This window comes from Mycobacteroides sp. H001, from assembly GCF_001440005.1.
GTDB lineage: Bacteria > Actinomycetota > Actinomycetes > Mycobacteriales > Mycobacteriaceae > Mycobacterium > Mycobacterium gwanakae.
On the sequence record NZ_LJYH01000024.1, the window covers coordinates 235,782 to 260,929 of the forward strand.

At 63.1% G+C, this 25,148-nt stretch carries 32 protein-coding genes; 12 read left to right on the plus strand and 20 right to left on the minus strand.

Annotated elements, in window-relative coordinates:
• The first annotated feature begins 44 nt into the window (after nt 1–44).
• Nucleotides 45–758: a DUF1326 domain-containing protein gene (locus AOT83_RS07445; RefSeq protein ID WP_057965623.1), complete on the plus strand. Its 714-nt coding sequence runs from the start codon at nt 45–47 to the stop codon at nt 756–758.
• Between the two features lie 63 nt (nt 759–821).
• Here the strand turns inward: AOT83_RS07445 and AOT83_RS07450 are convergent, their stop codons facing one another.
• Both AOT83_RS07450 and AOT83_RS07455 read right to left on the minus strand, forming a co-directional pair.
• Entirely contained in the window at nt 822–1,280 is a 459-nt protein-coding gene (locus tag AOT83_RS07450) for a GNAT family N-acetyltransferase (protein WP_057965590.1), read from the minus strand.
• Complete coding sequence (locus AOT83_RS07455; RefSeq protein ID WP_131726928.1) at nt 1,265–1,552, minus strand: hypothetical protein; 288 nt, start codon at nt 1,550–1,552, stop codon at nt 1,265–1,267. The genes AOT83_RS07450 and AOT83_RS07455 overlap by 16 nt, the downstream gene beginning before the upstream one ends.
• 352 nt (nt 1,553–1,904) lie before the next feature.
• Here AOT83_RS07455 and AOT83_RS07460 point away from each other — a divergent pair, with 352 nt between their 5' ends.
• On the plus strand, nt 1,905–2,693 hold the full coding sequence (locus AOT83_RS07460) for an SDR family oxidoreductase (protein WP_057965622.1): 789 nt from the start codon (nt 1,905–1,907) through the stop codon (nt 2,691–2,693).
• Between the two features lie 83 nt (nt 2,694–2,776).
• Here AOT83_RS07460 and AOT83_RS07465 read toward each other — a convergent pair whose 3' ends face one another.
• Nucleotides 2,777–3,061: a hypothetical protein gene (locus AOT83_RS07465; protein ID WP_057965588.1), complete on the minus strand. Its 285-nt coding sequence runs from the start codon at nt 3,059–3,061 to the stop codon at nt 2,777–2,779.
• A 224-nt stretch (nt 3,062–3,285) separates the two neighbouring features.
• Complete coding sequence (locus AOT83_RS07470; protein ID WP_057965587.1) at nt 3,286–3,600, minus strand: hypothetical protein; 315 nt, start codon at nt 3,598–3,600, stop codon at nt 3,286–3,288.
• 135 nt (nt 3,601–3,735) lie between these two features.
• On the opposite strand from AOT83_RS07470, the gene AOT83_RS07475 reads away from it, so the two are divergent.
• Nucleotides 3,736–4,356 (plus strand): CGNR zinc finger domain-containing protein, encoded by a 621-nt coding sequence (locus AOT83_RS07475; RefSeq protein WP_057965586.1) that lies wholly within the window; start codon nt 3,736–3,738, stop codon nt 4,354–4,356.
• On the opposite strand, the gene AOT83_RS07480 is transcribed toward AOT83_RS07475, so the two are convergent.
• Entirely contained in the window at nt 4,353–5,012 is a 660-nt protein-coding gene (locus tag AOT83_RS07480; protein ID WP_057965585.1) for a VTT domain-containing protein, read from the minus strand. The genes AOT83_RS07475 and AOT83_RS07480 overlap by 4 nt on opposite strands.
• 155 nt (nt 5,013–5,167) lie before the next feature.
• On the opposite strand from AOT83_RS07480, the gene AOT83_RS07485 reads away from it, so the two are divergent.
• A complete protein-coding gene (locus AOT83_RS07485) occupies nt 5,168–6,205 on the plus strand; it encodes an endonuclease/exonuclease/phosphatase family protein (protein ID WP_057965584.1) in 1,038 nt (345 codons plus the stop codon).
• A gap of 3 nt (nt 6,206–6,208) precedes the next feature.
• Here the strand turns inward: AOT83_RS07485 and AOT83_RS07490 are convergent, their stop codons facing one another.
• Genes AOT83_RS07490 through AOT83_RS07500 form a run of 3 tightly spaced genes read right to left on the minus strand, consistent with a single transcriptional unit; the run spans nt 6,209 to nt 8,290 of the window.
• Nucleotides 6,209–6,637: a hypothetical protein gene (locus AOT83_RS07490; protein ID WP_057965583.1), complete on the minus strand. Its 429-nt coding sequence runs from the start codon at nt 6,635–6,637 to the stop codon at nt 6,209–6,211.
• A 26-nt stretch (nt 6,638–6,663) separates the two neighbouring features.
• The gene (locus tag AOT83_RS07495) at nt 6,664–7,296 is read right to left on the minus strand and encodes a phosphoribosyltransferase family protein (RefSeq protein WP_057965621.1); all 633 of its coding nucleotides are present in this window, start codon (nt 7,294–7,296) and stop codon (nt 6,664–6,666) included.
• A complete protein-coding gene (locus tag AOT83_RS07500) occupies nt 7,286–8,290 on the minus strand; it encodes a LysR family transcriptional regulator (RefSeq protein ID WP_057965582.1) in 1,005 nt (334 codons plus the stop codon). The genes AOT83_RS07495 and AOT83_RS07500 overlap by 11 nt, the downstream gene beginning before the upstream one ends.
• A 149-nt stretch (nt 8,291–8,439) precedes the next feature.
• On the opposite strand from AOT83_RS07500, the gene AOT83_RS07505 reads away from it, so the two are divergent.
• The 3 genes from AOT83_RS07505 (at nt 8,440) to AOT83_RS07515 (ending at nt 11,440) form a co-directional block, all read left to right on the plus strand.
• Nucleotides 8,440–9,213 (plus strand): SDR family oxidoreductase, encoded by a 774-nt coding sequence (locus AOT83_RS07505; RefSeq protein WP_030097488.1) that lies wholly within the window; start codon nt 8,440–8,442, stop codon nt 9,211–9,213.
• A gap of 128 nt (nt 9,214–9,341) precedes the next feature.
• On the plus strand, nt 9,342–10,541 hold the full coding sequence (locus AOT83_RS07510; protein ID WP_030097487.1) for a CoA transferase: 1,200 nt from the start codon (nt 9,342–9,344) through the stop codon (nt 10,539–10,541).
• Nucleotides 10,538–11,440: a hydroxymethylglutaryl-CoA lyase gene (locus tag AOT83_RS07515; RefSeq protein WP_057965581.1), complete on the plus strand. Its 903-nt coding sequence runs from the start codon at nt 10,538–10,540 to the stop codon at nt 11,438–11,440. Before AOT83_RS07510 ends, AOT83_RS07515 begins: the two co-directional genes overlap by 4 nt.
• A 10-nt stretch (nt 11,441–11,450) precedes the next feature.
• On the opposite strand, the gene AOT83_RS07520 is transcribed toward AOT83_RS07515, so the two are convergent.
• Nucleotides 11,451–11,726 carry a YiaA/YiaB family inner membrane protein gene (locus AOT83_RS07520; RefSeq protein ID WP_057965580.1) on the minus strand — a complete coding sequence of 92 codons (276 nt, stop codon included), beginning with the start codon at nt 11,724–11,726 and terminating at the stop codon, nt 11,451–11,453.
• 237 nt (nt 11,727–11,963) lie between these two features.
• Here AOT83_RS07520 and AOT83_RS07525 point away from each other — a divergent pair, with 237 nt between their 5' ends.
• Nucleotides 11,964–12,518, plus strand: coding sequence for an SRPBCC family protein (locus AOT83_RS07525; RefSeq protein ID WP_057965579.1), 555 nt, complete (start codon nt 11,964–11,966; stop codon nt 12,516–12,518).
• Here AOT83_RS07525 and AOT83_RS07530 read toward each other — a convergent pair.
• From AOT83_RS07530 to AOT83_RS07555, 6 genes are all read right to left on the minus strand, one after another.
• Nucleotides 12,508–13,128 (minus strand): TetR/AcrR family transcriptional regulator, encoded by a 621-nt coding sequence (locus AOT83_RS07530; RefSeq protein WP_030097483.1) that lies wholly within the window; start codon nt 13,126–13,128, stop codon nt 12,508–12,510. The genes AOT83_RS07525 and AOT83_RS07530 overlap by 11 nt on opposite strands.
• Before the next feature lie 70 nt (nt 13,129–13,198).
• Nucleotides 13,199–13,780: a helix-turn-helix domain-containing protein gene (locus AOT83_RS07535; RefSeq protein ID WP_030097482.1), complete on the minus strand. Its 582-nt coding sequence runs from the start codon at nt 13,778–13,780 to the stop codon at nt 13,199–13,201.
• Nucleotides 13,777–14,724, minus strand: coding sequence for an oxygenase MpaB family protein (locus AOT83_RS07540; RefSeq protein ID WP_030097481.1), 948 nt, complete (start codon nt 14,722–14,724; stop codon nt 13,777–13,779). The genes AOT83_RS07535 and AOT83_RS07540 overlap by 4 nt, the downstream gene beginning before the upstream one ends.
• Nucleotides 14,725–14,785: 61 nt before the next feature.
• Entirely contained in the window at nt 14,786–15,214 is a 429-nt protein-coding gene (locus AOT83_RS07545; protein ID WP_030097480.1) for a tautomerase family protein, read from the minus strand.
• Nucleotides 15,215–15,232: 18 nt separating this feature from the next.
• Nucleotides 15,233–15,649 carry a nitroreductase family deazaflavin-dependent oxidoreductase gene (locus AOT83_RS07550; protein ID WP_057965578.1) on the minus strand — a complete coding sequence of 139 codons (417 nt, stop codon included), beginning with the start codon at nt 15,647–15,649 and terminating at the stop codon, nt 15,233–15,235.
• The gene (locus AOT83_RS07555) at nt 15,646–16,899 is read right to left on the minus strand and encodes an NADH:flavin oxidoreductase/NADH oxidase family protein (protein WP_057965577.1); all 1,254 of its coding nucleotides are present in this window, start codon (nt 16,897–16,899) and stop codon (nt 15,646–15,648) included. Before AOT83_RS07555 ends, AOT83_RS07550 begins: the two co-directional genes overlap by 4 nt.
• 120 nt (nt 16,900–17,019) lie before the next feature.
• Here AOT83_RS07555 and AOT83_RS07560 point away from each other — a divergent pair, with 120 nt between their 5' ends.
• Nucleotides 17,020–17,595, plus strand: a complete 576-nt coding sequence (locus AOT83_RS07560) for a TetR/AcrR family transcriptional regulator (RefSeq protein WP_030097477.1) — start codon at nt 17,020–17,022, stop codon at nt 17,593–17,595.
• 37 nt (nt 17,596–17,632) lie between these two features.
• On the plus strand, nt 17,633–18,151 hold the full coding sequence (locus AOT83_RS07565; protein ID WP_057965576.1) for a hypothetical protein: 519 nt from the start codon (nt 17,633–17,635) through the stop codon (nt 18,149–18,151).
• Here the strand turns inward: AOT83_RS07565 and AOT83_RS07570 are convergent.
• Nucleotides 18,116–19,189: a diacylglycerol kinase gene (locus tag AOT83_RS07570; protein ID WP_057965575.1), complete on the minus strand. Its 1,074-nt coding sequence runs from the start codon at nt 19,187–19,189 to the stop codon at nt 18,116–18,118. The two genes, AOT83_RS07565 and AOT83_RS07570, sit on opposite strands and share 36 nt — an antisense overlap.
• A gap of 22 nt (nt 19,190–19,211) precedes the next feature.
• Nucleotides 19,212–20,003 carry an SDR family oxidoreductase gene (locus tag AOT83_RS07575; RefSeq protein ID WP_030097474.1) on the minus strand — a complete coding sequence of 264 codons (792 nt, stop codon included), beginning with the start codon at nt 20,001–20,003 and terminating at the stop codon, nt 19,212–19,214.
• 93 nt (nt 20,004–20,096) lie between these two features.
• On the opposite strand from AOT83_RS07575, the gene AOT83_RS07580 reads away from it, so the two are divergent.
• The gene (locus AOT83_RS07580) at nt 20,097–20,954 is read left to right on the plus strand and encodes a helix-turn-helix domain-containing protein (RefSeq protein WP_030097473.1); all 858 of its coding nucleotides are present in this window, start codon (nt 20,097–20,099) and stop codon (nt 20,952–20,954) included.
• Between the two features lie 75 nt (nt 20,955–21,029).
• Here AOT83_RS07580 and AOT83_RS07585 read toward each other — a convergent pair whose 3' ends face one another.
• The 3 genes from AOT83_RS07585 to AOT83_RS07595 are packed head-to-tail and all read right to left on the minus strand — an operon-like array spanning nt 21,030 to nt 23,255.
• A complete protein-coding gene (locus AOT83_RS07585) occupies nt 21,030–21,791 on the minus strand; it encodes a DJ-1/PfpI family protein (RefSeq protein ID WP_057965574.1) in 762 nt (253 codons plus the stop codon).
• Nucleotides 21,792–21,831: 40 nt separating this feature from the next.
• The gene (locus AOT83_RS07590; protein WP_030097471.1) at nt 21,832–22,206 is read right to left on the minus strand and encodes a Rid family hydrolase; all 375 of its coding nucleotides are present in this window, start codon (nt 22,204–22,206) and stop codon (nt 21,832–21,834) included.
• Nucleotides 22,207–22,250: 44 nt separating this feature from the next.
• Complete coding sequence (locus AOT83_RS07595) at nt 22,251–23,255, minus strand: GlxA family transcriptional regulator (protein WP_057965573.1); 1,005 nt, start codon at nt 23,253–23,255, stop codon at nt 22,251–22,253.
• A gap of 96 nt (nt 23,256–23,351) precedes the next feature.
• Here AOT83_RS07595 and AOT83_RS07600 point away from each other — a divergent pair, with 96 nt between their 5' ends.
• Complete coding sequence (locus tag AOT83_RS07600; protein ID WP_057965572.1) at nt 23,352–25,061, plus strand: alpha/beta hydrolase fold domain-containing protein; 1,710 nt, start codon at nt 23,352–23,354, stop codon at nt 25,059–25,061.
• Nucleotides 25,062–25,148 lie beyond the last annotated feature (87 nt).

Genomic DNA, 25,148 nt, shown 5'->3' on the forward strand with positions numbered 1-25,148 from the left:
GGGAGGTCGGATACCCCTATGGGGTATGGAAAGGAATGGACGAAATGTCGGCAACAGATACCTACGACTGGAATCTCAAGGGCGATTGGTTCGACGTGTGCAGCTGCAAGCTGCCCTGCCCGTGCAGCTTTGCGCAGGAGCCCACACACGGGGACTGCCTGTTCACCTTGGTGTGGCATGTCAGCGAAGGCCATTGGGGCGACGTTGAGTTGAGCAATCTTGGCGTGGTTGCTCAGGGCGAGTTCAAGGGGAACATGTGGATAGGTGACCCGGACGCGACCATGAAGCTGATGTTCTACATCGACGAGGCGGCGGACGCTCGCCAGCGCATCGCCCTCGAGCGGATCTTCACCGGTAAAGAGGGCGGCTGGCCCGCGGAGTTCGCGAGTCTCATCGAGGAATTGCGCGGCATCGAGTACGTCCCGATCAACTTCGACAAGGCGGACGATCTTGCGAGCTGGGGTGCGGAGATCCCCGGCAAAGTGGATCTCCGTGTTGAGGCCCTGACCGGCCCGACCGCCGACCCAAGTCGTCGGGTTACCACCGCGAACGCCCCAGGAGCCGAAGTCGGCCCCGGTCAGATCGCGACCTGGGGTGTGGTCAAGAAGGACCACTCGGTCGGGTTCGAGTGGTCACATGACCATCGCGGTGAGTCGAGCAAGCACTTCCCGTTCGATTGGCGCCCCGACGGCAAGGTGGAGGTTGTCTCGGAGGAGTTGGCGTCGGCTCAGCAGGGGGGATGCTGCTGCTCAGACTGAGCAGGACGCCGGGCCGGGAACACCCTTGGCCTCAATCCGGGGGTGTTTCCGGTTCTCACGGGACTAGCCGTCTTGCGGCCGCCACACCATCATCGCGTGGGCGTCTGTGAATCCGCAGCGCCGGTAAAGGGGTACGGAGAGCTCGGACGGAGAGAGAACGAGTTTGGCGTAGTGCCGACGTTCGGCTTCCGCAAGTGCGGTCTGAATGAGTCCTTCGCCGATGCCGCGATCTCGCGCGGATGGGAGGACATATAGGTGTCCTAGATATCCCCAGCTTGCTGCCGATCGAGGGCTAGGGCTGGGCATCCTGTCATGCGTAGTCACGCACACCATTCCAACGGCGTACCCCTCGTAGTGTGCCGTCCAGACGGTGCGCGAAATCATCCAGGATGCGACTTGGGACACGAACTCAGGCGGCGGTGTCTCGGTGACGTAGTGGCCTGGAAGGTCGTCTCGTGCCCAATGCCAACGTAATGCGGCGACATCGACCGGATCGCCCAGGGTGATCACGTGCCCGACCATGGCGCCATTGTCGTGGATAGGCCAAAGAGCCGACGAATCAACAGCACACGAAGTCTCCATCGATGTGGATGCGCGGCGGTCCCGGTGATGGAGCGTTCGATGTTGTCGAGAAGTTGTTCGATGACCGCGTCGTGCGCGGGGATGACGCGAGCCTTGAGCTTGATCCAATCGCTGGCGCTGCATTCGAGGTCGAGTGTGTGCCGAAGCAGCACTCCAGCATGGCGGGGCACCGCTTCCAAGACATGCCTGCCGTCAATGACGTTCCCATTCACGCTGTCGAAGGTGAACTCAGCGAACCGTCCCGGAAGATATGCGGTGCATGTGTATCGGATCCTCCCATGCCCCCCGCTGGCGCCGTTGGCCAGCAATCGATCCAAAATCATTGGGCTCCAGTCGGTTCCCGGCCACATTCGGTCCTGCGGCGATCCGAGGGTCGCGAACAACGGCTTGACAGCGTCGAGTGTTATTCCTGGGAGTAGCCGTTCGTGAACGTTCCTGACTCGCCAGGCAGGTATGGCACTGCGACCGCTCCAGCGGACACGTCGGCGATGGAACGGGTTCATGATTCCAGTCAATCAGCCCGTTCGGGAATGAACTCGGGTGCGGGGCGACTTCAATGAATACGTGAACATCGACCTGACCGGTAAGACAGCGCTAGTAACGGGATCCACACAGGGCATTGGCCTGGAGATTGTTAGGCAGCTCGCGGCCAGTGGTGCGCGCGCTGTGGTCAACGGCCGGTCCCAGGAACGCGTCGACGCGGCTATCGCGGAGGTTGGGCTTCAGAACGGCAGCGTGATCGGTGTTGCGGCGGACGTCTCGACAGCGGAAGGCGTCGAGACGCTTCGTGCGCAACTCCCCGAAGTGGACATCCTGGTCAACAACTTGGGCATCTTCGGGGCGGCGCCGGCCCGCGAGATCACCGATGAACAGTGGCGGAACTATTTCGAGGTGAACGTGCTGTCCGCCGTGCGCCTTATCCGTGAGTACTTGCCGGGAATGATTGACGCCGGATGGGGCCGCGTCATTCAGATTGCCAGTGACTCGGCGATTGTCATCCCGCAGGAGATGATCCATTACGGGGTGTCCAAGACCGCGCTGTTGGGAGTCACACGAGGATTCGCGAAGGACGCGGCCGGCTCGGGTGTCACCGTCAACTCCGTCATCGCCGGGCCGACGCACACCGCGGGCGTGGAAGATTTCGTCTATCAGCTCGTCGATAAGTCGCTGCCCTGGGATGAGGCACAGCGTGAATTCATGAAGAAGCATCGCCCTCAGTCGCTGCTGCAGCGATTGATCGAGCCGGCGGAGATCGCCAATCTGGTGAGCTACCTCAGCTCGCCGCTGGCCTCGGCCACGACAGGTGCTGCGGTTCGCGCCGACGGCGGGTACGTGGACTCGATTCTGCCCTAGTCCCAATCGGGCTTAGCGCCGAACAACACTAAGGGCCGCCTCCGGAGGGTATTCCGGAAGCGGCCCTTAGTGTTTCCGACGGGCTAGTTGATGCCGCCGATGTACTGGCCACTAGCGGGAGGGGTGTACCGCATTTGTGGGCCGGAGGTGCTCATCGTGTACTGGCCGGTGCCCAGCCGGGCGTGGTCGCGGTTGTTGCCCCCTGAGCCGTTATTACCGGCGCCAGCGACCAGAGCGGAGGTGGGGGCCGTTGCCAATTCGATGGCGGCGAAGGTGGGCACCAGAATCGCGAGACCGATGCCGGCCGCGGCGACAACGCGGCGAGCGTTAGTCGAGATTGCCTGCGAGGTGGCGGTGATAGCGGTCATTTTGTCTGTGCTCCAATGCTTTTGAAGATCTGCTTGCGATGCTTCTAATAACGTGAGCGCTATCGGCTGCAATCCGTCATCACCTGTGATAAGTCAGTCAGCCGGGGCCGGAATAATCTCGAGCACCGGCCTGTTCGAATAAGCAGGACAACCGAATACGCCAAACGCGGACTCCCACGGCCATTCGACCGGGGGCAGTCCGCGTTAGCTTCTGTGTTGTGTCTTCAGTTGTGGATGGGGCAGGAGATATCAACGTAGACCGTGGAGAAAGCGGTGGCGCCGCGCAGTCCTTCGACACCGGTCACCACACACTCCGATAGTGGTGTGTCTGCGATGCCGTTCAGCTGAACCGTGTAACCCTGCGCCTGTAATTGGTTCACGGTGTCGGCGGCCGACGAGGCGCCCCCGGCGGACGCAGAGGCTTGTGCGGTGAATGCGAATGAGGCCACGGCCATCGCCCCGAGTGCGGCCAGCGCCACCATGAACGAAACTGCCGATCGAATGGCCGACCGAGTGAATGAGGTGATCTGGGTCTTCATGGCGGTTCCTTCCACCGTCGGAAAGTTCTAACGCTTATGGGAACCCCTAAGCGTTAGGCGGTATTTCCTCTGCACTGTTAGATAGGCCACATGGTTACAAGTGGTGCTATCCATTAGGGGAGATAAGGTCGTGGCATGGAAACGAGCACGTCGGGCACTATCGCCGCGATCTTGGGTGAACCACTCCCTGTGGAGCTGATGAACACCGTCCGCGGTGGGCGCGGGGAGGTAATGGATGCTCTGGAGGGCGACCAGCCTGTGCATGCCTGGCTCGTGGCGATGGCGGATCGGATACTGGCCGAATCGGGGGCGCACTCTATTGCCTTCTCGCTGGAGGATGCCCAGTTCATCGCCGACGATCTGCGGGCTCTGCGTGACGCCCTACGGTGTCTGGCCGCGGAGGTCACCGCAGATCCGAGACCGCCGACATCGGGCATGACGCATACCCAGGCCGTCGCCACGATCAACACGCTTGCTCGTGCTCGGGCAGAGCTGGTATGGCCGGTGAGCGGAGAACCCAGCAGGGCGGCGACGGCCCGCGGATCGCAAGCACGGTTGACGGTCGGTCTGATCGCGCGTCAGGCAATCGACTTCTTCGGTGGCCCGGAACGCCACCGGCTGCGGGCCTGCCTGTCGTCGCACTGCGTGCTCTACTTCGTCAAGGAACATCCTCGTCGCGAGTGGTGCACCCCGAAATGCGGTAACCGTGCGCGGGTGAAGCGGCATTACGACCGCCAAACCTCGACGGGTGCTTAGCCGTTGTCGGTGACCGCGCGCCGCTTCTCCAAGTACACCTTGGCCGCTGTGGCGGCGGCCGGGAGCGTCGACAAAATGGCGATCACCAGGATGAAGACATCCAGATGCTCACCGACGAAGGCGACGTTACCCAGAAAGTAGCCGACCGTCGTCAGCCCGACACCCCATGACGCACTACCAATAGCGTTGTACAGCAAGAAAATTGGATACCTCATGCCAGACATGCCGGCAATGACCGGGGTGAAGGTGCGGACCACGCCGATGAACTGGGCGACGAGCAGCGTCTTGGGTCCGTGTCTGTCGAAGAACTCTCGAGAGGCGGTTAGATACCGCTGCTTGAAGAAGCGTGCGTCTTCTTTTCTGAACAATGCCGGGCCGAGCTGGCGTCCGATGAAGTACCCGCATTGACTTCCCAGTAGGGCCGCTAACGCCGCGCATGGCGCCAGCACCTGGATCGAGACAGGGGAATTCGGCTGAGCGGCAATCAGCCCCGCGGAGAACAACAGCGTGTCACCGGGCAGGAAGGGAAACAGTAAGCCAGTTTCGATGAAGACGATGACCATGACGCCGGCCAGGACGGCGCCGCCGAATAGTCCGCCCTCGCCCAGCCAATACATCGGATCCATGACGTCCGAGGGCGCCAGACCCATGTCCATGGCTGGAAGTTAGCCACGGAACATGGCGGGACAGGAAACAACACGAGAACCCCACCTGGCGTGCTCGCGGTCGGTGAGCGTTCGGGTGTGACGGATGAGTGGCAACCGGGTGAATACTCTCGACGTTCGACGGTTCGCGGAATACCTTGACGAGCATGGCCCGCACCACCTTCAGCGTCGCGACGTTCAACATGTACAACCTGCAGGACGCAGACACTCCGCTCTATGCCACGTCGAAGCCATGGACTCCCGAGGAGTTCAAGCGCAAGACCGAATGGGCGGCATGGCAACTGGGGACTCTCGGCGCCGACGTCGTCGGCCTGCAGGAAGTGTGGAGCAAAAGTGCCCTGGAGTCGGTCCTCGCGGTAGATCCGCAGGGCCTGGCCGACGAGTACGACGTCCTGGCCACTCCGGCGGTAGGAACCTCGATTACCTGCGCCGCCTTGGTGCGCAAGGGCCTCCTCACCGGAAAGCCCAAATGGATAACCGACTTCCCCAAGGCGGTGCGGCTTGAATCCAGGGATGACCCGGCCGATCCCCAGGCACCTGTCATCGACGTCTCGATCAAGAGCTTTTCCCGGCCGGTGTTGAACTTTCAGGTTCAGCTGCGCGACGACGAACCGGCCACGGAAATCTTTGTGGTGCACCTCAAGTCCAAGCTGCCGACGCAGATCAGCAAGGAGGCCTGGTACAAGAAGTCCTCGGCGACGTATCGGCCACATCAACAGGCGCTGGGCGATGGGATCTCAACCATCCGCCGAACGGCCGAGGCGGTAGCCGTACGGGTGCTGCTCAACGGCGTCATGCGCGACACGGAGACTCCGGTCGTCGTACTGGGCGATATCAACGACGGCAAGGAGAGCAACACGGCCAACATCCTGACGAGCCAGCCGCGCTATCTCGTCGGAGACTCGCAGGGGGGCAGTGATTTTGGTCTTTATTCGGCGCAGACGCTGCAGGAGTACCGGGACACCCGCGACGTGTATTACACCCACGTGCATCAAGATCTGCGGGAGTCGCTCGACCACGTGATGGTGAGCGAGCAGTTCTATGACCACAGCCGTAAGCGGGTGTGGCTCTTCGAAGGGCTGCTGATCAACAACGATCATCTCAACTTCGAGAATCATCGGGAGACTGGTACCGGAGACCACGGCATCGTCAGGGTGAGCTTCAAACACGACCCCGTGAAGTGACAGTCACGAGACGCTGAGAACTCTTCGGTCGCCGAGAGGGGTCGCCAGTGGCACGGCGAGGCTGCCTTGAACGGCGATCAGGATGCAGGCCTTGCCTGCGGCCTCTGGCGGCGTACCACCGCGCAACGCAACCGCGACGGCGTCGTCGGTCTCTCGGACGGTGGCGTGCACGCCGTGGCACTGTGGGGTGCCGCTGGTGAAGTGCACGATCACGGCCGTGCCGTCGGGGGAGCGACTCCAGCTGTCGAATGTCATCGGACGGCTGTCGAGGATTCGTGCGTCGTCCTCAAACACGACAGATGAAGCGGGAAGCGCAACCTCGGTCGGGGTAGCCGCCGGGGTATCGGCTGCTGCTCGTGGCGTATCGAGCCCGCCGTCGCCACAGCCCACCAGGAGGGCGAGGTGGAGGACTGCCATCACAACCAGGCGCATGGCACCACGGTATGCGCCCGACCGGACTATTTGGTGATCTGCGGCGAGAGCAGGGCACGGACCTCTTCGTCGGAGACCTGACGAAAGTCCTCGTACGCATCCCCCACTGCCTGGAATGGAGAGGGACAACAGGCGACCACGAAATCGTCCACCAGGGAATTGAATCGGTGGAACGCCGATCGAGGTGCAACAGGAACGGCCGCTACCACCCGAGCCGGCGATGTTCGCCTGATCGCGAGCAGTGCGACCCGCATCGTGGCACCGGTGGCGACGCCATCGTCAACCAGAATGGTTGTCTTGCGCTCGATTTCGATACTGCGATGTGTCAGGTACAGCTGTTCGCGCCGGGCAAGCTCGCGACGCTCGCTGGCGGTCACGGCTCGAAGCTGTTCCTGACTGATCCCCATGGTGCGCACAATGCCCTCGTCGACGACTACCTCTCCGCCGCTGGCGATGGCACCCATCGCGTACTCCTCGTGTCCGGGTACGCCGAGCTTACGAACCACCAGCACCTCTAGCGGGGCGTTCAGGGCTGTCGCAATCTCCCGCCCCACCGGTATTCCGCCGCGAGGCAACGCGAGCACCACCACATCCTGCTCCTGGTACCGCGCAAGGATGCCTGCCAGTACGCGGCCCGCGTCCTGGCGATCACTGAACATCCGATGCGTGTGCGACATGGGAGGTACTCGGAATGCTTGCCCGGATGCCTCCATCTTCCAACTGCGATCCCGCGCTGACAACAGTTGCACCACGGGCATTCTCGAAAAGCCTGTTACGGACGGTCGACACTGAATGCGGGAGCCAGACCGCCTGAACGGGAACCAATGGGGGATTGGCGATCTCGATCACCTTCACCTTGCCGTGGTAGACGGCGCCCGGGTCATCGGTGACGAACGCGCAATGATCGGGGTGGGCCAGCACGGCCGTGTGCGGCGGGGTGCCCTGCACCGGATTGACCAGCAATTGGGGTTCGAAACCGCTTCGACGGCAATGTGAAACCAGTAAGTCCGTGTAGTACGAGTGTCGAGGTGGAGCCCACACCACGATGGGGTGCTCGGCGATCTCCGTGATGTCGATGCGATCGTGGGCGGCAAGGGCGTGAGAGCGCACGACTGCGATACGCAATGGCTGGTAGAGCAGGGTGTCGGTGGCCAAATCTGCGGGCATATCCACCCCGCGCCGTAGGGCCAAGTCCAGTGAGCCGTCCAGGAGGCCATCACCGATGGTGCTCGGGAAGACCTGCCGGACGGTGATCGACACTGTGGGATCCGCGATGACCGTCGGCTCGATGATCCGGTAGACCTCTTCACTGGAAATCGCCGGAGAGTGTCCGATGACAAAGGCCCGCTGGGGATTCGAGTGGTTGCGTGTCGCGTTGGCCAGCACGCGTATTCCGGCTAGAAGTGGTTTTGCACCGGTGTACAGCTCGTGGCCGGCATCGGTCAGTTGCAGGCTGCGTTGCGCGCGTGAGAAGAGCGCGACGCCGAGGTCGCGCTCCAGCTGGCGTATCGCCGAGGACAGCGCCTGTTGCGTGATGAACAGTTCGGCCGCTGCGGCCGCGAGCGTCGGGGCTTCCGCGGCCACGACGAACTGAAACAATCGCCGGGAATCCAGCAAATTGACCAGTGAACTACCCTCTGCTGTCGCGCTCATCTGCAATGACAACTCCTGATTGTGTTTATACAAGAATAATGTGGTTTTCCCTTGTGCTACCTAAACCTACGATTCGTATGGAGATGTGGGCGATCGTGGAGCCCCACCCGCAATGACAAGGCCACAACGTACTAGAGGGAGATACTCGAGTGACAGATCATTCACTAAAGGGCAAGACTGTTCTTATCACCGGTGGCGGCAAGAATCTAGGTGGTCTCATTGCCCGGGATCTGGTCGCCAATGGCGCTGGTGCGGTCGCGATCCACTACAACAGCCCGTCGAGCAAGGATGCCGCGGATGAGACGGTGGCTGCCCTCAAAGCGGCCGGAGCGAAGGCAGTGGCGTTCCAGGGAGACCTGACCACCGGGGACGCGGTAAGCAAACTGTTCGCAGATACCGTTGAAGCGATTGGGCGTCCCGACATCGCGATCAACACCGTCGGCAAGGTCATCAAGAAGCCGTTCACCGAGATCACCGAGGAGGAGTACGATTCCGCGAGCGCGGTGAACGCCAAGTCCGCTTTCCTGTTCCTCAAGGAGGCCGGGAAGCATGTCAACGACAACGGCAAGATCGTCACGCTGGTGACGTCGCTGCTGGGTGCGTATACCCCGTTCTACGCGGCCTACGCGGGGACCAAGGCGCCTGTCGAGCACTTCACCCGCGCCGCTTCGAAGGAATTCGGGGAGCGCGGCATTTCGGTGACCGCCGTGGGCCCGGGTCCGATGGACACCCCGTTCTTCTACCCGGCCGAGGGTGAAGACGCGGTGGCGTACCACAAGACGGCTGCCGCGCTCTCGCCGTTCTCGAAGACCGGACTGACCGATATCGAAGACATCGCTCCGTTCATCCGGTTCCTCGTCAGCGACGGTTGGTGGATCACCGGGCAGACCATCCTGATCAACGGTGGCTACACCACGAAGTAGTCACCGGTTGCGATAGCGACCCCTATAGCTCTATGAGCAGCTGACCACCGCCGGGTGTCGACTTGTCGGGCGAAAGTGCGAGTCGACGGCGCGACAAGTCGACCCTCGGTGCGGATTATGGTGACTGCATGACGGGTGCTCTTGATGGGATCCGGGTGCTGGAGTTGGGCACCCTGATCGCCGGGCCTTTCGCAGGGCGGTTACTCGGGGATATGGGCGCCGAGGTGCTCAAAATCGAGCCGCCCGGTGCGCCGGATCCGCTGCGGACGTGGGGGCAGGCCGAGGTCGATGGGCACCATGTTTTCTGGACGGTGCACGCACGCAACAAAAAGGCCATCACTCTGGATCTGCGGACCGAGCCCGGACGCGCGCTGTTCCTCGATCTCGTCGAGAAGTCGGATGTGATCGTCGAGAACTTCCGGCCCGGCACCCTGGAGAAATGGGGCCTTGGCTACGACGTTCTGGCCGAACGCAACAAGGGCATCGTCTTGGTTCGTGTTTCCGGTTACGGGCAGACCGGTCCGGACGCGCACAAGGCCGGATACGCCTCGGTGGCCGAGGCCGCCAGTGGGTTGCGGCATCTCAACGGCTTTCCGGGCGGTCCGCCGCCCCGGATGGCGCTCTCGATCGGTGACACCCTTGCCGGGATGTTCGCCGCCCAGGGTGCGCTGGCCGCGCTGTACCGGCGAACCGTCACCGGCCGCGGACAGATCGTCGATACGGCACTGACCGAGAGTTGTTTGGCAGTGCAGGAATCCACCATTCCTGATTACGACGTGGGTGGGGTGGTGCGTGGCCCGTCGGGAACCCGGCTGGAGGGCATTGCGCCATCGAACATCTATCAGAGCGCGGACGGCAGCTGGGTGGTCATCGCGGCCAATCAAGACACCGTGTTCCGCAGGCTGTGCGAAGCAATGGATCAGCCGCAGCTGAGCACTGATGAGCGCTTTGTCGATCACGTTGCGCGGGGCCGCAATCAGGACGAACTCGACGCGATCATCGCCGAATGGGCGGCTGGGCGTCTACCCGCCGACATCATCGACGTGCTCAGTGCGGCCGGTGTCATCGCAGGCCCTATCAACACCGTCGCCGATGTGGTGCAGGACCCACAGCTCAAGGCCCGAGAGATGCTCGTCGAACATTTCGATGAACGGCTCGACCGGTCGGTGCTGGGGCCCGGCGTGGTCCCGGTGCTGTCCGAATCGCCAGGCGGTGTCCGCAACGCCGGCCCGGCCCGGCCCGGCCAGCACAACGAGGACGTCTTTGGGGGACTGCTGGGCAGGAGCGCCGAGGATATCGAAAAGTTGCGGGCCGAGGGGGTCGTATGAGTCTGCCTGCCCACGTCACCATCCGCGAGGTCCTGATGCGGGACGGACTTCAGCTTGAGGCACCGATCTCGTTGGCGGACAAGCTGATACTGCTCGATGCGATAGCGGCGACAGGGGTGCGAGAGGTGGAGGCCACCGCATTCGTCTCACCCTCCAAGATGCCGGCGCTGGCCGACGCCGCCGAGTTGTCGGCGCAGCTGCACAACTACCCGGATATCGAATTCTCTGCCCTGATCGCCAGCCCCAACGGCGCCAAGCGTGCCCTGGCGGCGGGACTGACCTCGCTGGAGTATGTGGTTTCGGCATCCGATGGACACAGTCGAGCCAACGTCGGCGCTAGCAGCGCCGAGGCCACCGCGCGCATCGAGGAAATCGTGGCGCTCGCCCGTGAAGCCAACGCCACGGTGGAGGTGATAGTGGCCTGTTCATGGGACTGCCCCTTCGACGGGCCCACCCCGGAACATCGAGTGCTCGACATCGTGCGCCGAGCCCGCGATTGGGGGGTGGACCGTTACGCCGTTGCCGACACCATCGGCACTACGACACCGCGCCGCGTCGCGAATCTCGTTGCGGCGGTGCGGCCCATCGTCGGTGATGCACCGCTGGGCGCACATTTCCACAACACGCGTGGATCTGGTTTGGCCAGCGCGTACGCCGCTGTGCAATCCGGAGTGACGCGGCTGGACTCCTCGATCGGCGGACTCGGTGGCTGCCCGTTCGCGCCGGGCGCGACCGGCAACATCGCCACCGAGGATCTGGTGTATCTGCTGCGGGACAGCGGTATCGGCGTCGATGTGGACCTCGAAGCCGCGATCGCGGCCGCCCGGGTGGTGCAATCGGTCGTCGGGCACGAGGTGCCCAGTGCCTTGTTGCGTGCCGGTGATCGGGTGCTGAACTAGATCGCCGGTTTCAGCGGGTTGTGCTCGCGTAAATCTGCTCGATGCGCGCCTCGTCGATGCGGTTGCGGACCTGTTGTGACTCGTGGGTATCCCGGATGACCTTGGCCAGCCCGAAGCAACTGGTGACCAAGAACAGGGTGCACACCGCGAGGAACGCGCGGGGCCACGGTGATATCGGTAGGTAGACGATGCCGCCCAGCGTGGAGGCGAATGCGACCGCGAAGGCGATTGCGGACTGAACGTAGTACGCCGTGGAGGCGCGGACGGTGGGCTCCGATGTGCTCATGAGACCACGGTGGCAGCTGAGGCCCGATAGAACATGAGTAGAGCTACCCGAATCGTCGACGCAAGTTTGCGTGCGGGCCGCCGGTAGCGATACGGGGTTGGGTCACAAGAAATGGGCGCCTCAGACTGGCCTCGGTCACGAACTTGTGCGATTGCGCTTCTGTGGGTGCTGGTAGGAGGGCTAGCTTGCTAACTGACTCGCGAGTCAGTTAATGGCAACTCGTACTCAAGGAGGACCATGTCCACTCCGGTGCTGATCGGGATCGTCGTGGGAGTGCTGGCCCTCGGGGGCTTGCTGGGGGCTGTGGTGCTCTTCGCCCTGGCTTCCGGCGACAGCGGGCCGCGACGCTTCGGGGTGACCATGCCGGACACCGACTTTTTCGACAAGCGGGCATCGTTCGCTGTCACCGCGCAGGTCACCGTGCCGGGGCCCGTCGAGCGGGTGTGGACTCAGGTCTCCGAGGGCGGCTACCTGGAGACGATTCCCTTTGTGTCCGGCCCGGTGAGATCGGGTGACCAGGTGGTGACTCGCACTCCGCTGTTCGCGATCACCGAGAAGGTAGTTCACAGCGAAGAGGGCCTCAAGCTGGTCGCGATCGGGACCGGTGTTTCGGTTCCCTTGGTTCTCAAGGCATTCGGTGAGCGTTGGGAGCTCGCCGCTGATGGGAACAAGGTGCTGGTGCGCTGGACAGTCGCGTTCACTCCGAAGTGGGTGGGATGGTTCCCGTTGCGCTGGACGGCGTTCGCGGTGCGCCCCTTCCTGCGGACGCTGTTGTTCCTGGCTATCCGTTAGCGGCGGCCCGCGACAGCGGGACGTCTCCGAGCACGATCCCGCTGAACATGGTGGCGATCGTATCGGCGACTTCTGTCATTGTCGTTGCGGGATCGTCGGATTCGGCGATGATGCTGTTGGCGGTGACAAACATGGTCATGAGCATCCGGGCGGCCATATGGGTGTGCACGCCGGCCTTCAGTTCATGACGAGCGGCAAGAGTCTCCATGAGTGTGACCAAGGGAGGCAGCACGATGGTCTCGTCGATGTGGCGGTAGGTCTCCTCGCCGAGGACCATCGGCGCTTGGCGCATGAGCTCCCGGTAGGTCCTGTCGTCACGCGATCGGGACAGGTACACCCATGCTGACGTGGCGGCGACCTGCGGGCCGTTGGCGCCGGGTTTGTCCAGGAGGCGGATGGCCGTGGTGACGGTATCGGCGGTCTCGGTCAGGCATTCGGTGAGCAGGGCGCTGAACATCGCTTGCTTGTCGGAGAAGTGGTAGTAGAACGTGCCCTTGCTGACTTCGATGCTGCTGACGATGTCGTCGACGGTCACGCTGTTGTAGCCGGTCGTCGTGAAATGCCGGCGCGCGGAATCCAGAAGGTCCGAACGAGTCTGTTCTGCGTACATCTGCCGCCGTGTCGCCATGCAGGCAGTTTAGTCAGATGCCGACTCAAGGTCGGTTTCTGAACGAGCAGTACTACCAGACCAATCGAGCTAGATAGGTTTGTGCGTACCGCCGTACCGCCACGGTATCGGTGATATCGAGTACGCCGGCGCGGTTGGTGAGCAGGGAACCAACCAGTCGCACAAGGATTTCCGACACCGCCAGCACCGCGTCATCGGGCATTGTGGCGCCGCTGTGCCGCAGGCTGGACGCCACCAGCGCGCTGGCTCGCACAATGGCCTTCTCGCCAGAAGGCGTGTTGAGGCCGATGACGAGTTCGGGTTCGTTCTCGATGATGGTGCCCGCTAGCCGGCTTTCCGTGATGAGCCGCATGGCCAGCGTGAAGCACTCGACGATGGCGCCCTGGGCATCCTGGCCGTTGGCGGCGACGGCGAGCTGGCCGAAGATGCCCAGACTCTCTGCCTCGATGAGGTGCTCGAACAGCGCTTCCTTAGTGGGGAAGCGACGGTAGAGGGTGCGGCGGCTCACCCCGGCGCGACGTGCGATGGCGTCCATGTTGGCGCGGCGCATACCGTGCCGCTCGAACTCAATGCGGGCGGCATCGAGTACGGCATCGGTGGGTGGGGCGCTGGTCACCCCCACGAGTGTGGTCATGCCGCCCGGTTGTATAGCGGGCGGGGGTCGACTCCTTCACGATTCCAGCCCTCGGACGCCCACGGCAGGTACAGCGCCCGCACCGGCAGCCTGTTGAACAACGGGTTCAATGCGCGCATGACCGTGGCGAAGCGCTGGAAGTTGCGTTCCTTCTTGTCGCTCCACTCCAGTCGGCAGACCTGCTTCATCTGCGGCGGGAGCGTTCCGACGACGACCGTCCGGATGAAGGCGTTCAGTGGCGCCGACAGCAGACGCCACAGCGGCTTGGGAATCTGCTTGGGCCCGGGCACGCCCTGGCGGATGTAACCCGTCGCGTAGAGGATCGTCTTTGTCGGCACGAACCGGTCGAACATGCCCTCCATGTAGGTGACGAACTCGTCGTACGTCTGCGGCTGATTGCGTGCACTGACCCCGTAGAGGCTGTACCAGACCTTGCTCTCCTCGAAGATCCGCACCTTCTCGGCGTAGGAGAGACGCCGGATGAATGTGTCGGTGATGTACAAGACCTGATCGACGAAAGTCGCATGCGCCCAATAGAAGAGCTCGGGATTGAGTGCGTGGTAACGCGATCCGTCGCTGATGGTTCCGGTGATCGGCTTGTGGAAATCACGCACCATCCGCCCCCATTTCTGTGGGTCCGCCGAGTAGATGGTCTTCATGATGGGCGGCCCGGAGCGGCGTGCGCGGCCAAGGGTGTCGGTGAAGATCACCGAATGGTCCTCGACCGCCTTACCCAGCTGTTCGATGCAGTTCTCGGTGCCGGCGAGCCGCTGAAAGCCGAGTACGCCACGGACATCCCCGTAGAACTTCCACACCAGGGAGTCGGCGCCCAGCCGCGGGGTTTCCACGGAGTCGTCCGCAGGGTCTTCTACGGGCATGGGGATTGCTTCCCGGAGCCCCTCGTCGAGGCTGACGGGACGGGTGATGGCGCTCTGATCAACCATGAGCACCACGCTAACTCAATGGCACAAAAGTGCGCAAGTGTGCCATTGAGAGGGTTTGGGCCTACTGGTTGAGAAGGAAGCCCAGCTTCTCTCGGTTCTGCTCAAACCAGGCGGCCTCGGCGCCTGCCTCGGGGAAAATGAGTCCGGCTTCCATGACTGCGGAGGCGTCCTGTTCGGAAATGCTCAGGACGAGTTCCTCCTCCGGCTGGCCCGTCAGCTCGTGCCAGGCGGACGAGAGTTCACGGAGCAGTTGTTGACGTTGTTCCAGGGAACGCCCTGAACGGATAGTGCCTGCGATGAAGGTGGTGTCGCTTTCCGGTTTTCCCGCCAGATAGTGGTGGCCTGGTTGGTATTCATTGAAGACCACGTGGACGAATACCGCCGGAGCGCCGGTGATTTCGCAGTGAATACGTGTGAATTCCTGGGCGATGGTCTGCCGCACCTCGTCGGTGAGGCTCTCCGCGCGTGTTATGCACTGGTAGAGAGGCATATCGCGTATTCCTTGTCCTCAGTCGGTGAAATCGATGCGCACCGATATGGGGGTGGTCTCCAGTGCCTTGACCACCCGCGCGCCGACGGCCCCGAACTTGCGGCCCCGCGCGACGACATCGTCATCGGGCCGGAACTGGGCGGTTCCGGTACGCCACCGGTTTCCCTGCTTCAGGCGGACATTGGGATTCGCGGCAATATTGCTGCCCCAGCCCGAGCGGGTGCCGTGCTGGCTGATCACCCACGCGCCTGTCGCGTCGAATTGGACCGAGACCGGGACCCGCCGTAGCTGGCCGGTCTTGCGTCCGGTGGTTTCCAGCTCCGAGGCGAGCGCTGTGCGCAGACCAAGCTTCGTCAGGGCCGAGACGGCAGGGTTGAGCAGGTAACGGCCCACGGCGCGCTCTCTGCGGAACTTGCGCAGTGTCTTGTCCGTCATGAACTTCTCCTTCTCCGAAAGGCGTCGACCCCGTTGTTCTTGAGGAGTCGAAGTGCCGTGATCCACGGGCCGATGGTGGGGTCCGGGTCGGTCCCCGCGCCCAGGCGGTGCAGTTGGGTGTTATGCCACTGGAGTTCCAGTGCGCTCAGGAAAGACTTCGCCCTGCCGGTCGATGCCAGCCAGCCAGGTAGGGGCAGTGAAGCATCCGGAACGGTCAGCTTGTCCTTACGCGCCGTCAGCAGGCTGTCGGCGGACTCGGGATTGACAGTTGTCGGGCGTCCGAGCCCCACGACATCGCAATCGCCCGATCGGATGGCGTCGGACATGGCGGCTTCCGTGCGGAAACCTCCTGTTACGGCGATCGGGACGTCACCGGCCGCCTCGCGGGCGGTGCGGGCGTACTCGAGGAAGTAGGCCTCGCGGGCCTGGGTCGACGCCGATGTCACCAGCGGCCTGCCCTCCATCGCCGGTGATTCGTAAGTACCACCGCTGATTTCGATGAGGTCGACCTCTTCGGAGGCGAGTGCCGCGATGACTGCCCGCGACTCTTCCTCGGTGAAGCCTCCACGCTGGAAGTCCGCGGAGTTGAGCTTGATGGCGACCGAGAAGCCGGGGCTCACCGCCGCCCGCGCGCGGCGGACAACCTCGAGAACGAAACGCATCCGATGTTCCGGGTCGCCTCCCCACCGGTCGGTGCGCCGATTGGTACGTGGCGACAGGAACTGTGCCACCAGATAGCCGTGTGCGCCGTGGATCTGAACACCGTCGAACCCGGCCGCATCGGCGATCGACGCCGTGGTCGCGTACCGGTCGATGATGTTCTCGATCTCGTCATCGGTGAGTTCACGTGGCGCTTGCCATCCGGGGACGTTCATCTTGATCGCGGACGGTGCCACCGGCTGGGACGCCGTGGCGAGCGGGTTGGCTTGCCGCCCTGGGTGGTTCACCTGCATCCAGATCAGGCCGCCGCCATCCTTGGTTGCCTTAGCCCAACGCGACAGGCCATCGAGATGCCGGTCGTCCTCGATGACCACATTTCCTGGCTCACCCAGGTGGCTGCGGTCAACCATCACATTGCCGGTGACGACGAGGCCGAACCCGCCGGTGCCCCAGCGGCGGTACAACTCGACGAGCCGGTGGTCGGGTCCCTGAGAGGTGTCGCCGAGGCCCTCGCTGAGGGCCGACTTCATCAGTCGATTGCGCAGTACCTGGCCCGAGGCCAGTGGAAGAGGATCGTGTAGGTCTGCCACTCGGCCGACGGTAGTACACCGATTGGTTTACCGCAATGTTCCGATAAATGCCCGGGCCCGGCGGCGACTCGGTAGACTGAGCGGTATAGTTAACACCTGACAAGTTGGGAGGCGGGCAGGATGTCGGCACGTGACACGTTGATCGCTAGCGTGACGGGTCTGGTGCGGCGCCGGGGCGTCGCGGGAACCGGTCTCAACGCACTGCTGGAAGACAGCGGTGTGTCACGGAGAACCATCTACCTCAACTTTCCCGGCGGTAAGCAGGAACTGGTCGCCGAGGCGACCCGCCTCGCGGGACAAGAGCTGACGGCCATCATCAAGGCGGCCGGTGACGATATCGATCCGGCACACGGCATTCAGTTGTTCATCGAACTGTGGAAGGCGCAACTCGGCGAAACCGAGATGCAGGCGGGGTGCCCGATCGTCGCCGCCGTGCTGGGACGCACCGAGGCGCCCGAGGCCTCGGCGGTGGCGGCGGATGCATTCGAGGATTGGCAGGCCATTCTCACCGAGCGGCTTACGCGCTATCACGTGGCTGCCGAGGCGGCACGCTCGCTGGCCCGGACCATGATCGCGGCGATCGAAGGCGCCGTCATCATGTCGATCGCCGCGCAGTCGACGGAGACGCTCGACGACGTCGGTGAGCGGCTGGCAGAGCTCATCAGGCTGTACGTCCCCGCCGGCACCGCGCCGTAATCCTCCACCACGCAAGAGCCGCCAGTAGGGTCTGCTGATGCGTGCATGGACCGTGGTGCTCACCATCCCGGTGGTAGCACTGCTGCTGCAGCCGCTATGGGCGCCGCGGTGGGGATCGGGAATTCTCGGGGAAATCACCGCAACCGGCCCAGTGGCAGCGGTGACCACCATCGTGACGTTCTTCGGCCTGGTGGCCCTCTATTGCCTTACCCTGCAGCGCATTCTCGTGCGCCTACCCGAATGGGGGCGCACGCGGTCTCCTCGGTCGGTGTGGTTGATGTTCGCCCTGCCCTTCAACTTCGTTGAAGACTTCTTCATCGTCAACGACATCGCCGGAAGCCTTGCGGCATCGCCGACCATTAGCGATATCAATCGAAATATCTGGCGTGCAACGGGTTTAGCGTGGTGCGCATTGCAAATCGTTTCACTGCTCCCCGGGCCGCTTGGATTGGTTGGCGGTGCGCTCGCGATGCCGGTGTGGCTGGGCAACTGGATTCACGCCGGGAGCATTGCCCGGACGCTATCGCGCGCGCCCCTTTCCCGTGATCAGCGGTAGGTCCAAAGTAGTGCGGATACCCGCATCGGCTGCGACGACGGCGGGTACCGCGTTGACCACGCGCATCGCCGTCGCGATCAGATTGGCGTAGTTGTGATCACCGTGTGCGCTGAACGATCCCAAATCCAGTATGTAGCTGGGCTCCCCGGTGATCTCGACACGATAGGTGCCACCCTCGTGTGCGGGCTGTGGCCAGTCCGGCGCTAGATCCTCGCGCAGGCGGGTGAAGTGCTCAAGGACCGTCACCACCTTGCCGCCCTTCATCCCACGAACCTCGAAGTGCAGCGCGGCCATGGTGCCCGCAGGGATATGTCCCGATGAGATATCGAAATCCTCAGGTGCGGATAGCTTTTCGTACTTCTCGGTGACCTCGTCCAATTCGATGCCCAGACCGGCCGCGAGCTGCCTCACCACCGAACCCCAGGCCAGCGACAGTACTCCCGGCTGCAGCAGGAGGGGGGTCTCGTCCATCGGCCTACCAAAGCCCATGACGTCGAACATCACCGTTGCGCTGTCGTACGTCGCGTAGTCGACGATCTCGATACAGCGCACCTGATCGACGTGCTGGCAGGTACCCATGAGCGCCAGCGGCAGCAGGTCGTTGGCAAAACCAGGATCGATACCACCGACAAAGATCGACGAGTTGCCTTCCCGTGCTGCGGCTTCGATGGGTTCCAGCATGTTATCCGGCAGGACGCCCCACGGATACTGCAGAAACACCGGCGCGCTGGCAGCGACGTTGATACCGGCTGCCAGGATCGAGCGCAAGTCCTCGATCGCCTCCATCAGGCGGTTGTCGGTCATAGCGGTGTACACCACGCAGTCGGGCTTGAGTGCCAAGATCTCGGTGGCATCGGTGGTCGCGGCGACACCGGTGGTGGTGGCGAGCCCGGCCAGCTCACCGGCGTCTTTTCCGGCCTTGTTGGCTCCGGACACCCATACGCCGACGAGCTCCATGGTCGGGTCGGTGATTACCCCGGCGAGCGCATGCTGGCCGACATTTCCTGTGCCCCAGACGGCTACACGTGTCTTCGTCATATCAGGTTCCTTCTGGAAGTAGTCAGGCGAGGTCGGGTAGGGGAATGTCGAGATTGGGTGCGATGAGGCCGCCATCGACTTCGAGGACCTTGCCGGTGAGAAAGCTGCCGGCTGGCGATGCGAGATAGATTGCGGCCGCCGCGATATCGGCCGGATCGCCCAGCCGGTGCAGTGGCGTGTTCTTTTCGAGGGTCCCGCGCACTTCGTCGTTGCCCGCCACGACCTCCAGTGCAGAGGTGAGTATAGAGCCGGGGGCGATGCCGTTGACGCGGATTCTCGGACTCAAATCCATTGCAGCCGTGCGGGTGTAGTGCGCAAGCGCACCCTTGGCGGTGCAGTATCCGAGGAAGGCGCGGCCCGGAAGCCGGCCCATGGTGGACGTGATGTTGATGACCGAAGCGTTATCAGACTTGAGTAGGTGCGGCACCGCGGTACGTAACAGTGCGTGACCGTTGAGAACGTTGAACGAGAAGGCCTCGGCGAGGTCGTCGTTAGTAGTGTCCAAGAAGGGTTTCGGCATGGTGCCGCCCACATTGTTGACTACGATGTCGAGTCGCCCGAACCGGTCGACGGCCTTCTGTGCCAGGGAGGCGGATGCTTCGGTATCGGACAGATCGGCCACGACGACCTCGGCCTGGCGTCCCGCAGCAGCCACCTTCGCGGCGACCTCGTGCAGTTGGGATTCGGTACGCGAGGCGATCAGCACATCGGCACCCGCCTGCGCGAAGGCCTCCGCGATCGCCGCGCCCAGTCCACGACCCGCGCCGGTAACGATCGCGACGTTGCCGTCGAGCCTAAAGCGGTCCAGAATCATGTCTACCTCCGTGTCGAATATTCGACTACCTTGGGGCGAATAGTCGATGCACTGTAGACCTGGGCACTGCAACGCGCAAGAGGGAGGGAACCTATGCCGACCATTTCACCGCCGACCGTACGCGTCATAAGAATCGTGGAAATGCTCGCTACTGCAACACAACCCAAATCGCTGAGCGAGATCGCCGCAAGTACAGGTATTCCCCGTGCCACCGCCACCGCCGTGGTGAACGAGCTGGAATCGGCGGGATGGTTGACGCGCGATGGTGAGCTTCGTTATCGGGTTGGGCCGGCGATGCCACGTGCGGTTGAGGCGACCATGCCCCGCGAGGTTCAGGACGTGCTGGGCCGAATCGCCGGGGCAGCACAGGCGGGGGCGACCATCAGCCGAATCAGTCCGAAGACATTGACGATCGTCGCCAAGGCGCAAGCGGGACACAGGGCTGTCACCGGATTCGCGGTCGGGCAGACGATACCGCTGGCCTTTCCCGCGGGTTCGGCCGTGATGCCCTGGCGTTCATCGGAAGAACGCGCGCAGTGGCTCGGCACCGCCCGCGGCTTGAGCGCGCGTTCCGGCCAGCGGCTTCTGCGGCAGGTTTCCGACTGCGGATACGTGATCTACCGCCCCGACCATGACGACACCGGGATGGTTGATCTGCTCTCGGATCTGCTCGGTTCGGTGGGCTCGGAGGTGATGGAGGCGGCGCTCCGCGAACGGCTGTTGCGACAGTTGTCCCGGCTCACCTCGCGTCTGTACTCGCGCGACGAGCTGGTATCCGACGATGTGCTGCCGATCAGCTATCTAGCGGCGCCCATCTTCGTGGGTGCCGATGCCGCCTACGAACTTCAGCTGGGGCCGCTGCTGCCCAGTGCGACCCGCGCGGAGCGAGAAGTACTGATCACGACGTTGACCCGGGGGGCCCGGGAGCTGTCGGGGCTGATGACGCTCTAGCGGACTGTCCGGATGGGTGCCGTTGCAACACCGAATCACTCAAACGTCAAGTTCAGGATCTGGGTGCCTATGCCACTAAACCCATTCAGCGACCGCGCCGTCGCGATGCCTTAGCGCTCTGCGTTTGGGTTGACGCAGCCGGGACAGCGCGGCGTCCCACAGCAGCCGGGTGCCGACAGCCATCTCGGAGGGCTTGAACATTCCGTGTTTAGCCATCAACGCATGGGCCCGTGTCTTGGTTATCAGCGTCGCCTTGCTCATGTGTCCAGAGTCGAATGGGGGCTGCGGGTCGTACTCGATGGCGAGCTGAGTTGCCTCGGCATGCGCGACCCCGGCGACCTCGGCGGCCACGGACAGCCCCAAGTCGATTCCGGCGGAAACACCGGCAGCGGTGATGATCTTGCCGTCCTTCACGATGCGCTCGTGAGAATCCGGCCGAGCGCGGAAGGGGGCGAGAAGGTCAAGGGCCCGCCAGTGCGAGGTAGCCCTTCTACCTTCCAGAAGCCCTGCGGCAGCCAGGATTACCGACCCGCTGCACACCGAGACTGTGTGGGTGGTGTTCTCGTGGACTGCCCGCAGCCACGCCAACAACTTCTCGTCTCTGGCGGTGGACATCGTCGATGTGCCGGAGCCGGGGACCAGGACGATGTCGGGTGCGGGCGTCTCGGCGAACGAGTGCGTCGCACCCATAAAAAGCACGCCGGAGTCGGTGGCGATGGGCCCGGGTTCGTGCCATACGAAACGTAACTCGGCATCTGGCAGAATCCGGAGCACTTCGTAGGGCCCGACCATGTCTAGCGCGGTCATGCCTGGGTAGGTGACAAAAGCGATCTGCATGAGAGTTCTCTTTCGGGATCGAAACGGCGGAGTGATTGCGTCAGCGCGTGTTGTCTAGGTAGGCGTCGAGGTCGATTTCGATCTTCAGTTGCGGCAGCATCAGACTGGCCACGCGCACCATCGTGGCTGCCGGTGGGTGGTCCCCACCGAAGACTTCTTTGAAGGCCCGCGAGATGGCGTCGGCGTCATCGGTCTCCGTATAGAAGATCCGGACGCGAACCACGTCGGATGGTTGCGCCCCTACACGCTTGGCCGTGGCCAACACATCGCGGAATGCGGCGCGGGCCTGCCCCACCGAATCCTCTTGTTCGAGGGACACATGGCCTGAGACCAGAACCCACGGCCCGGCGACAACTGCCTTGGTGTATCCATAATCGACTTCCCAGGGAGCATCCTGCGGCAGGCGGTGAATCATGCTGTAATTCCCTAACTTTGTGTGGTCGGTATGCGGACGATTGGCTATGTGCCGGTGGGTTGCAATGGCAGTTCATGTGCCGGGCGAGGGCGTGCGAAACGTTCGCGATACTCCCCCGGGGCCACTCCGAGCGAGCGTTGAAATGCGCGGTAAAGGGTTTCGGGCCTTGGCATTCCCACCGCGAGACCCACCCGATCCAGCGGGTAGTCAGTGGTCTCCAGCAGTCGACGTGCGGCGGCGACGCGTGCGGTCTCGACATAGCGAGCGGGTGTCACACCGACCTCTGAGGCGAAGACACGCGAGAAGTTGCGGGTACTCATCTGCGATTGTTTGGCGAGAGCGTCCAGCGAGAGGTCCGAGGCGAGGTTTTCCTCGATCCATATCTGTAGCGCCCGCAGCGGTTCCTTGCGCGGCGGCAACGACGCGACCGGTGCGCTGAACTGACTCTGACCGCCGGGCCTGTGCAGATAGACGACCAACCAACGCGATACCTCGCGCGCGAGGTCGGGGCCGTGATCGGCGCTGATCAACGCGATCGCAAGATCAATGCCGGCGGTCACCCCAGCGGAGGTCCAGATCGGACCGTCCTGGACGTAGATGCGGTCCGGGGCCACGCTGGCCTCGGGGTATCGCTCGGCGAGCAAGGCACCCCCCGCCCAATGTGTGGTGACTGTCCGCCCGTTCAATAGATCGGCCTCCGCGAGCAGAAACGCGCCCGCGCACACCCCTGCCACGCGCCGGGAGCGTCGCGCGACACGCTGTATCTCTCCCACTAACGCTGGGTCCTTTACTGCGTGGTCGAATGACAGCCCCCCGGTGACCACCAAGGTGTCGATATCGGCATCGAGATCGTCGATACGAGACGCGTTGACTTGCAAGCCGTTCAAGGCTCGAACAGGTCCGGCTTGGGTGGCGACCACCTCGACGTCGTACAGGGGCTTGCCGCTGAGAACCGCGGCGGCACTGAAGACATCGGCTGGTCCGGCCAGGTCCAGCATCTGGAACCCGTCGTACACCACCAGCTTGACCTGACGAGGAGAAGGAGCCATGCATCCATCGTGAGCCCGGGACGCCGTGGCGTCTACGTCACGTCTATTGCAATTCACGCCATGGTGCAGGTTGGCGCGAATTGACATAAGTGTGTCGTGGCTACCGGCTGCATCGCCGTCGAGGATGAGATTGTGCATGACACTTTTCGTGCCGGACCTCCGCTGATCCCGGCTCAGCAACTTGCGCCTCCGCGTTCAGTCCATGACGATCCCGGTTCGAACGCCGGCCGACGGCTGACTGGGTGGTCGGCGATCGTCGCGGCAGTGCTGGCATGGTTCACCGTCGTCGCCGTGGGAATCACCACCGGCGGTACCGAGCTTCTGTTCGATCCACGCGAAGCGCTGAACATGTCGCAGAGTTCGGCGCAGTGGTTCCGGGCAGGCATGCTGGCTGACAGCCTCGGCTTCTATTTCTCCTTCGTGGTCGTCGGGGGATACCTGTGGTCGCGGTTTCGGTCACGGGGGCAGGCGCGGGCAGACATGGCAGTGCTCGCCATCGTGATTTATGCCCTACTGGGCATTGCTGGTGCCGTGATCCAGTTCGCCACGATCGACCCGCTGATGGCGGCTCATGATTCCCCCGACGCCGCCGTGCGAGCCGGAGCGGAAAGTGCTTGGCTCGCAATCGTGTACGCGACGCAGCGCGGTCTGTGGTGGTTCGAGGGGCCGGCCATGGCGATCTGGGCCTTGTTTACCGGATCGCAGCTGCGTGGTTCTGGATTCAAGTCCTGGTGGTTACTCGTGACGGCGGGGCTGTTGTACGCGGCGTACTTTGTGACCGTCGGCTTCGGGGCCCTCGAAGCGATGAAGTTGGTGGAAGCTGTCGCGGTGATCATCCTTCCGCTGTGGCTCCTCGTCTTCGGGGTAGCACTACTTCGGAATCGGGAGAACATTCCGCCTATCTCATTGCGTGCTAGCGCTTCTCGGTGGGTAACGGGCAAGCTGCTGCGTCCTATCCTGACCTCCGAGGCTGCACCGGCCACCAAACGCGCACAACTCAACCGCGTCGCGCGATTCAACGTGCTCGCCAGACGGCCCGGCACGCACGTGACACACCAGGATTTGGACGGCGTGCCGGTTGAGTGGGTACGTTCCCGGAAAGGCTTCCGCGAGTATCTGATTATCTATTTCCATGGTGGCGGTTACGTGGTGGGCTCGCCGCTCACCCACCGCAACCTGACCGCCAAGCTTGCCAAAGAGTGCCGTGCCGAGGTCGCGGTCGTGGACTATCGGTTGGCTCCCGAACACCCGTTCCCGGCCGCACCGCATGATGCTCTGACTGTTTACAAAGCTCTTCTCGCCGACGGCACTCCTGCCGAAAAGATCGTTCTGGCGGGGGATTCCGCGGGCGCCGGACTCGTGCTCGCGTGCGCTATCCAGGCGCGCGATGCAGGTCTTCCGATGCCTTCCGCGCTGATTTGCCTATCACCATGGAGCGACCTGTCACTATCCGGAATCAGCGTCGCCACCAACGAGTCAACCGATGCTCTACTGACGGTGAAGTCGTTGACAGATGCAGGCCAGGCCTACCTGGCGGGCGAGAACCCCGGCGACCCGCTCGCGTCCCCGCAGTTCGCCGATCTAAGCGGTCTGCCTCCAACGCTGATTCAGGTGACAGACGCCGAAATTCTCTACAGCGACGCGGTGGACCTGGCTGCGGCTGCCGATGCTGCGGGCGTGGAAACCAAACTCGATGTCTCGCCGGGCCTCTGGCATGTCTGGCACATGTCCGCCGGACAAATGCCCGAGGCTGACGAGGCCATCAGACGGATGGCCGGATTCATCGCACAACGGTCCCGGCCTTGAACTGAGGCGGTTAAAAGTAAGTTGTACAAGGCTTTTGAGTCTGATTCGTTCGGTTTGAAGACTGAGAGGCGTTAACTTGGATATAAG

What these genes read in the sequence shown, in the direction of transcription:
- AOT83_RS07525 (WP_057965579.1), top strand. Translation starts at nt 11,964, where the DNA reads ATGTCCACTCCGGTGCTGATCGGGATCGTCGTGGGAGTGCTGGCCCTC.
- AOT83_RS07535 (WP_030097482.1), bottom strand. Translation starts at nt 13,780, where the DNA reads ATGACCACACTCGTGGGGGTGACCAGCGCCCCACCCACCGATGCCGTA.
- AOT83_RS07585 (WP_057965574.1), bottom strand. Translation starts at nt 21,791, where the DNA reads ATGCAGATCGCTTTTGTCACCTACCCAGGCATGACCGCGCTAGACATG.
- AOT83_RS07495 (WP_057965621.1), bottom strand. Translation starts at nt 7,296, where the DNA reads ATGTTCAGTGATCGCCAGGACGCGGGCCGCGTACTGGCAGGCATCCTT.
- AOT83_RS07520 (WP_057965580.1), bottom strand. Translation starts at nt 11,726, where the DNA reads ATGAGCACATCGGAGCCCACCGTCCGCGCCTCCACGGCGTACTACGTT.
- AOT83_RS07595 (WP_057965573.1), bottom strand. Translation starts at nt 23,255, where the DNA reads ATGGCTCCTTCTCCTCGTCAGGTCAAGCTGGTGGTGTACGACGGGTTC.
- AOT83_RS07570 (WP_057965575.1), bottom strand. Translation starts at nt 19,189, where the DNA reads ATGACGAAGACACGTGTAGCCGTCTGGGGCACAGGAAATGTCGGCCAG.
- AOT83_RS07480 (WP_057965585.1), bottom strand. Translation starts at nt 5,012, where the DNA reads ATGGACATGGGTCTGGCGCCCTCGGACGTCATGGATCCGATGTATTGG.
- AOT83_RS07500 (WP_057965582.1), bottom strand. Translation starts at nt 8,290, where the DNA reads ATGAGCGCGACAGCAGAGGGTAGTTCACTGGTCAATTTGCTGGATTCC.
- AOT83_RS07580 (WP_030097473.1), top strand. Translation starts at nt 20,097, where the DNA reads ATGCCGACCATTTCACCGCCGACCGTACGCGTCATAAGAATCGTGGAA.
- AOT83_RS07565 (WP_057965576.1), top strand. Translation starts at nt 17,633, where the DNA reads ATGCGTGCATGGACCGTGGTGCTCACCATCCCGGTGGTAGCACTGCTG.
- AOT83_RS07510 (WP_030097487.1), top strand. Translation starts at nt 9,342, where the DNA reads ATGACGGGTGCTCTTGATGGGATCCGGGTGCTGGAGTTGGGCACCCTG.
- AOT83_RS07450 (WP_057965590.1), bottom strand. Translation starts at nt 1,280, where the DNA reads ATGGTCGGGCACGTGATCACCCTGGGCGATCCGGTCGATGTCGCCGCA.
- AOT83_RS07470 (WP_057965587.1), bottom strand. Translation starts at nt 3,600, where the DNA reads ATGAAGACCCAGATCACCTCATTCACTCGGTCGGCCATTCGATCGGCA.
- AOT83_RS07475 (WP_057965586.1), top strand. Translation starts at nt 3,736, where the DNA reads ATGGAAACGAGCACGTCGGGCACTATCGCCGCGATCTTGGGTGAACCA.
- AOT83_RS07540 (WP_030097481.1), bottom strand. Translation starts at nt 14,724, where the DNA reads ATGGTTGATCAGAGCGCCATCACCCGTCCCGTCAGCCTCGACGAGGGG.
- AOT83_RS07465 (WP_057965588.1), bottom strand. Translation starts at nt 3,061, where the DNA reads ATGACCGCTATCACCGCCACCTCGCAGGCAATCTCGACTAACGCTCGC.
- AOT83_RS07515 (WP_057965581.1), top strand. Translation starts at nt 10,538, where the DNA reads ATGAGTCTGCCTGCCCACGTCACCATCCGCGAGGTCCTGATGCGGGAC.
- AOT83_RS07545 (WP_030097480.1), bottom strand. Translation starts at nt 15,214, where the DNA reads ATGCCTCTCTACCAGTGCATAACACGCGCGGAGAGCCTCACCGACGAG.
- AOT83_RS07560 (WP_030097477.1), top strand. Translation starts at nt 17,020, where the DNA reads ATGTCGGCACGTGACACGTTGATCGCTAGCGTGACGGGTCTGGTGCGG.
- AOT83_RS07530 (WP_030097483.1), bottom strand. Translation starts at nt 13,128, where the DNA reads ATGTACGCAGAACAGACTCGTTCGGACCTTCTGGATTCCGCGCGCCGG.
- AOT83_RS07575 (WP_030097474.1), bottom strand. Translation starts at nt 20,003, where the DNA reads ATGATTCTGGACCGCTTTAGGCTCGACGGCAACGTCGCGATCGTTACC.
- AOT83_RS07590 (WP_030097471.1), bottom strand. Translation starts at nt 22,206, where the DNA reads ATGATTCACCGCCTGCCGCAGGATGCTCCCTGGGAAGTCGATTATGGA.
- AOT83_RS07485 (WP_057965584.1), top strand. Translation starts at nt 5,168, where the DNA reads ATGGCCCGCACCACCTTCAGCGTCGCGACGTTCAACATGTACAACCTG.
- AOT83_RS07445 (WP_057965623.1), top strand. Translation starts at nt 45, where the DNA reads ATGTCGGCAACAGATACCTACGACTGGAATCTCAAGGGCGATTGGTTC.
- AOT83_RS07490 (WP_057965583.1), bottom strand. Translation starts at nt 6,637, where the DNA reads ATGCGCCTGGTTGTGATGGCAGTCCTCCACCTCGCCCTCCTGGTGGGC.
- AOT83_RS07550 (WP_057965578.1), bottom strand. Translation starts at nt 15,649, where the DNA reads ATGACGGACAAGACACTGCGCAAGTTCCGCAGAGAGCGCGCCGTGGGC.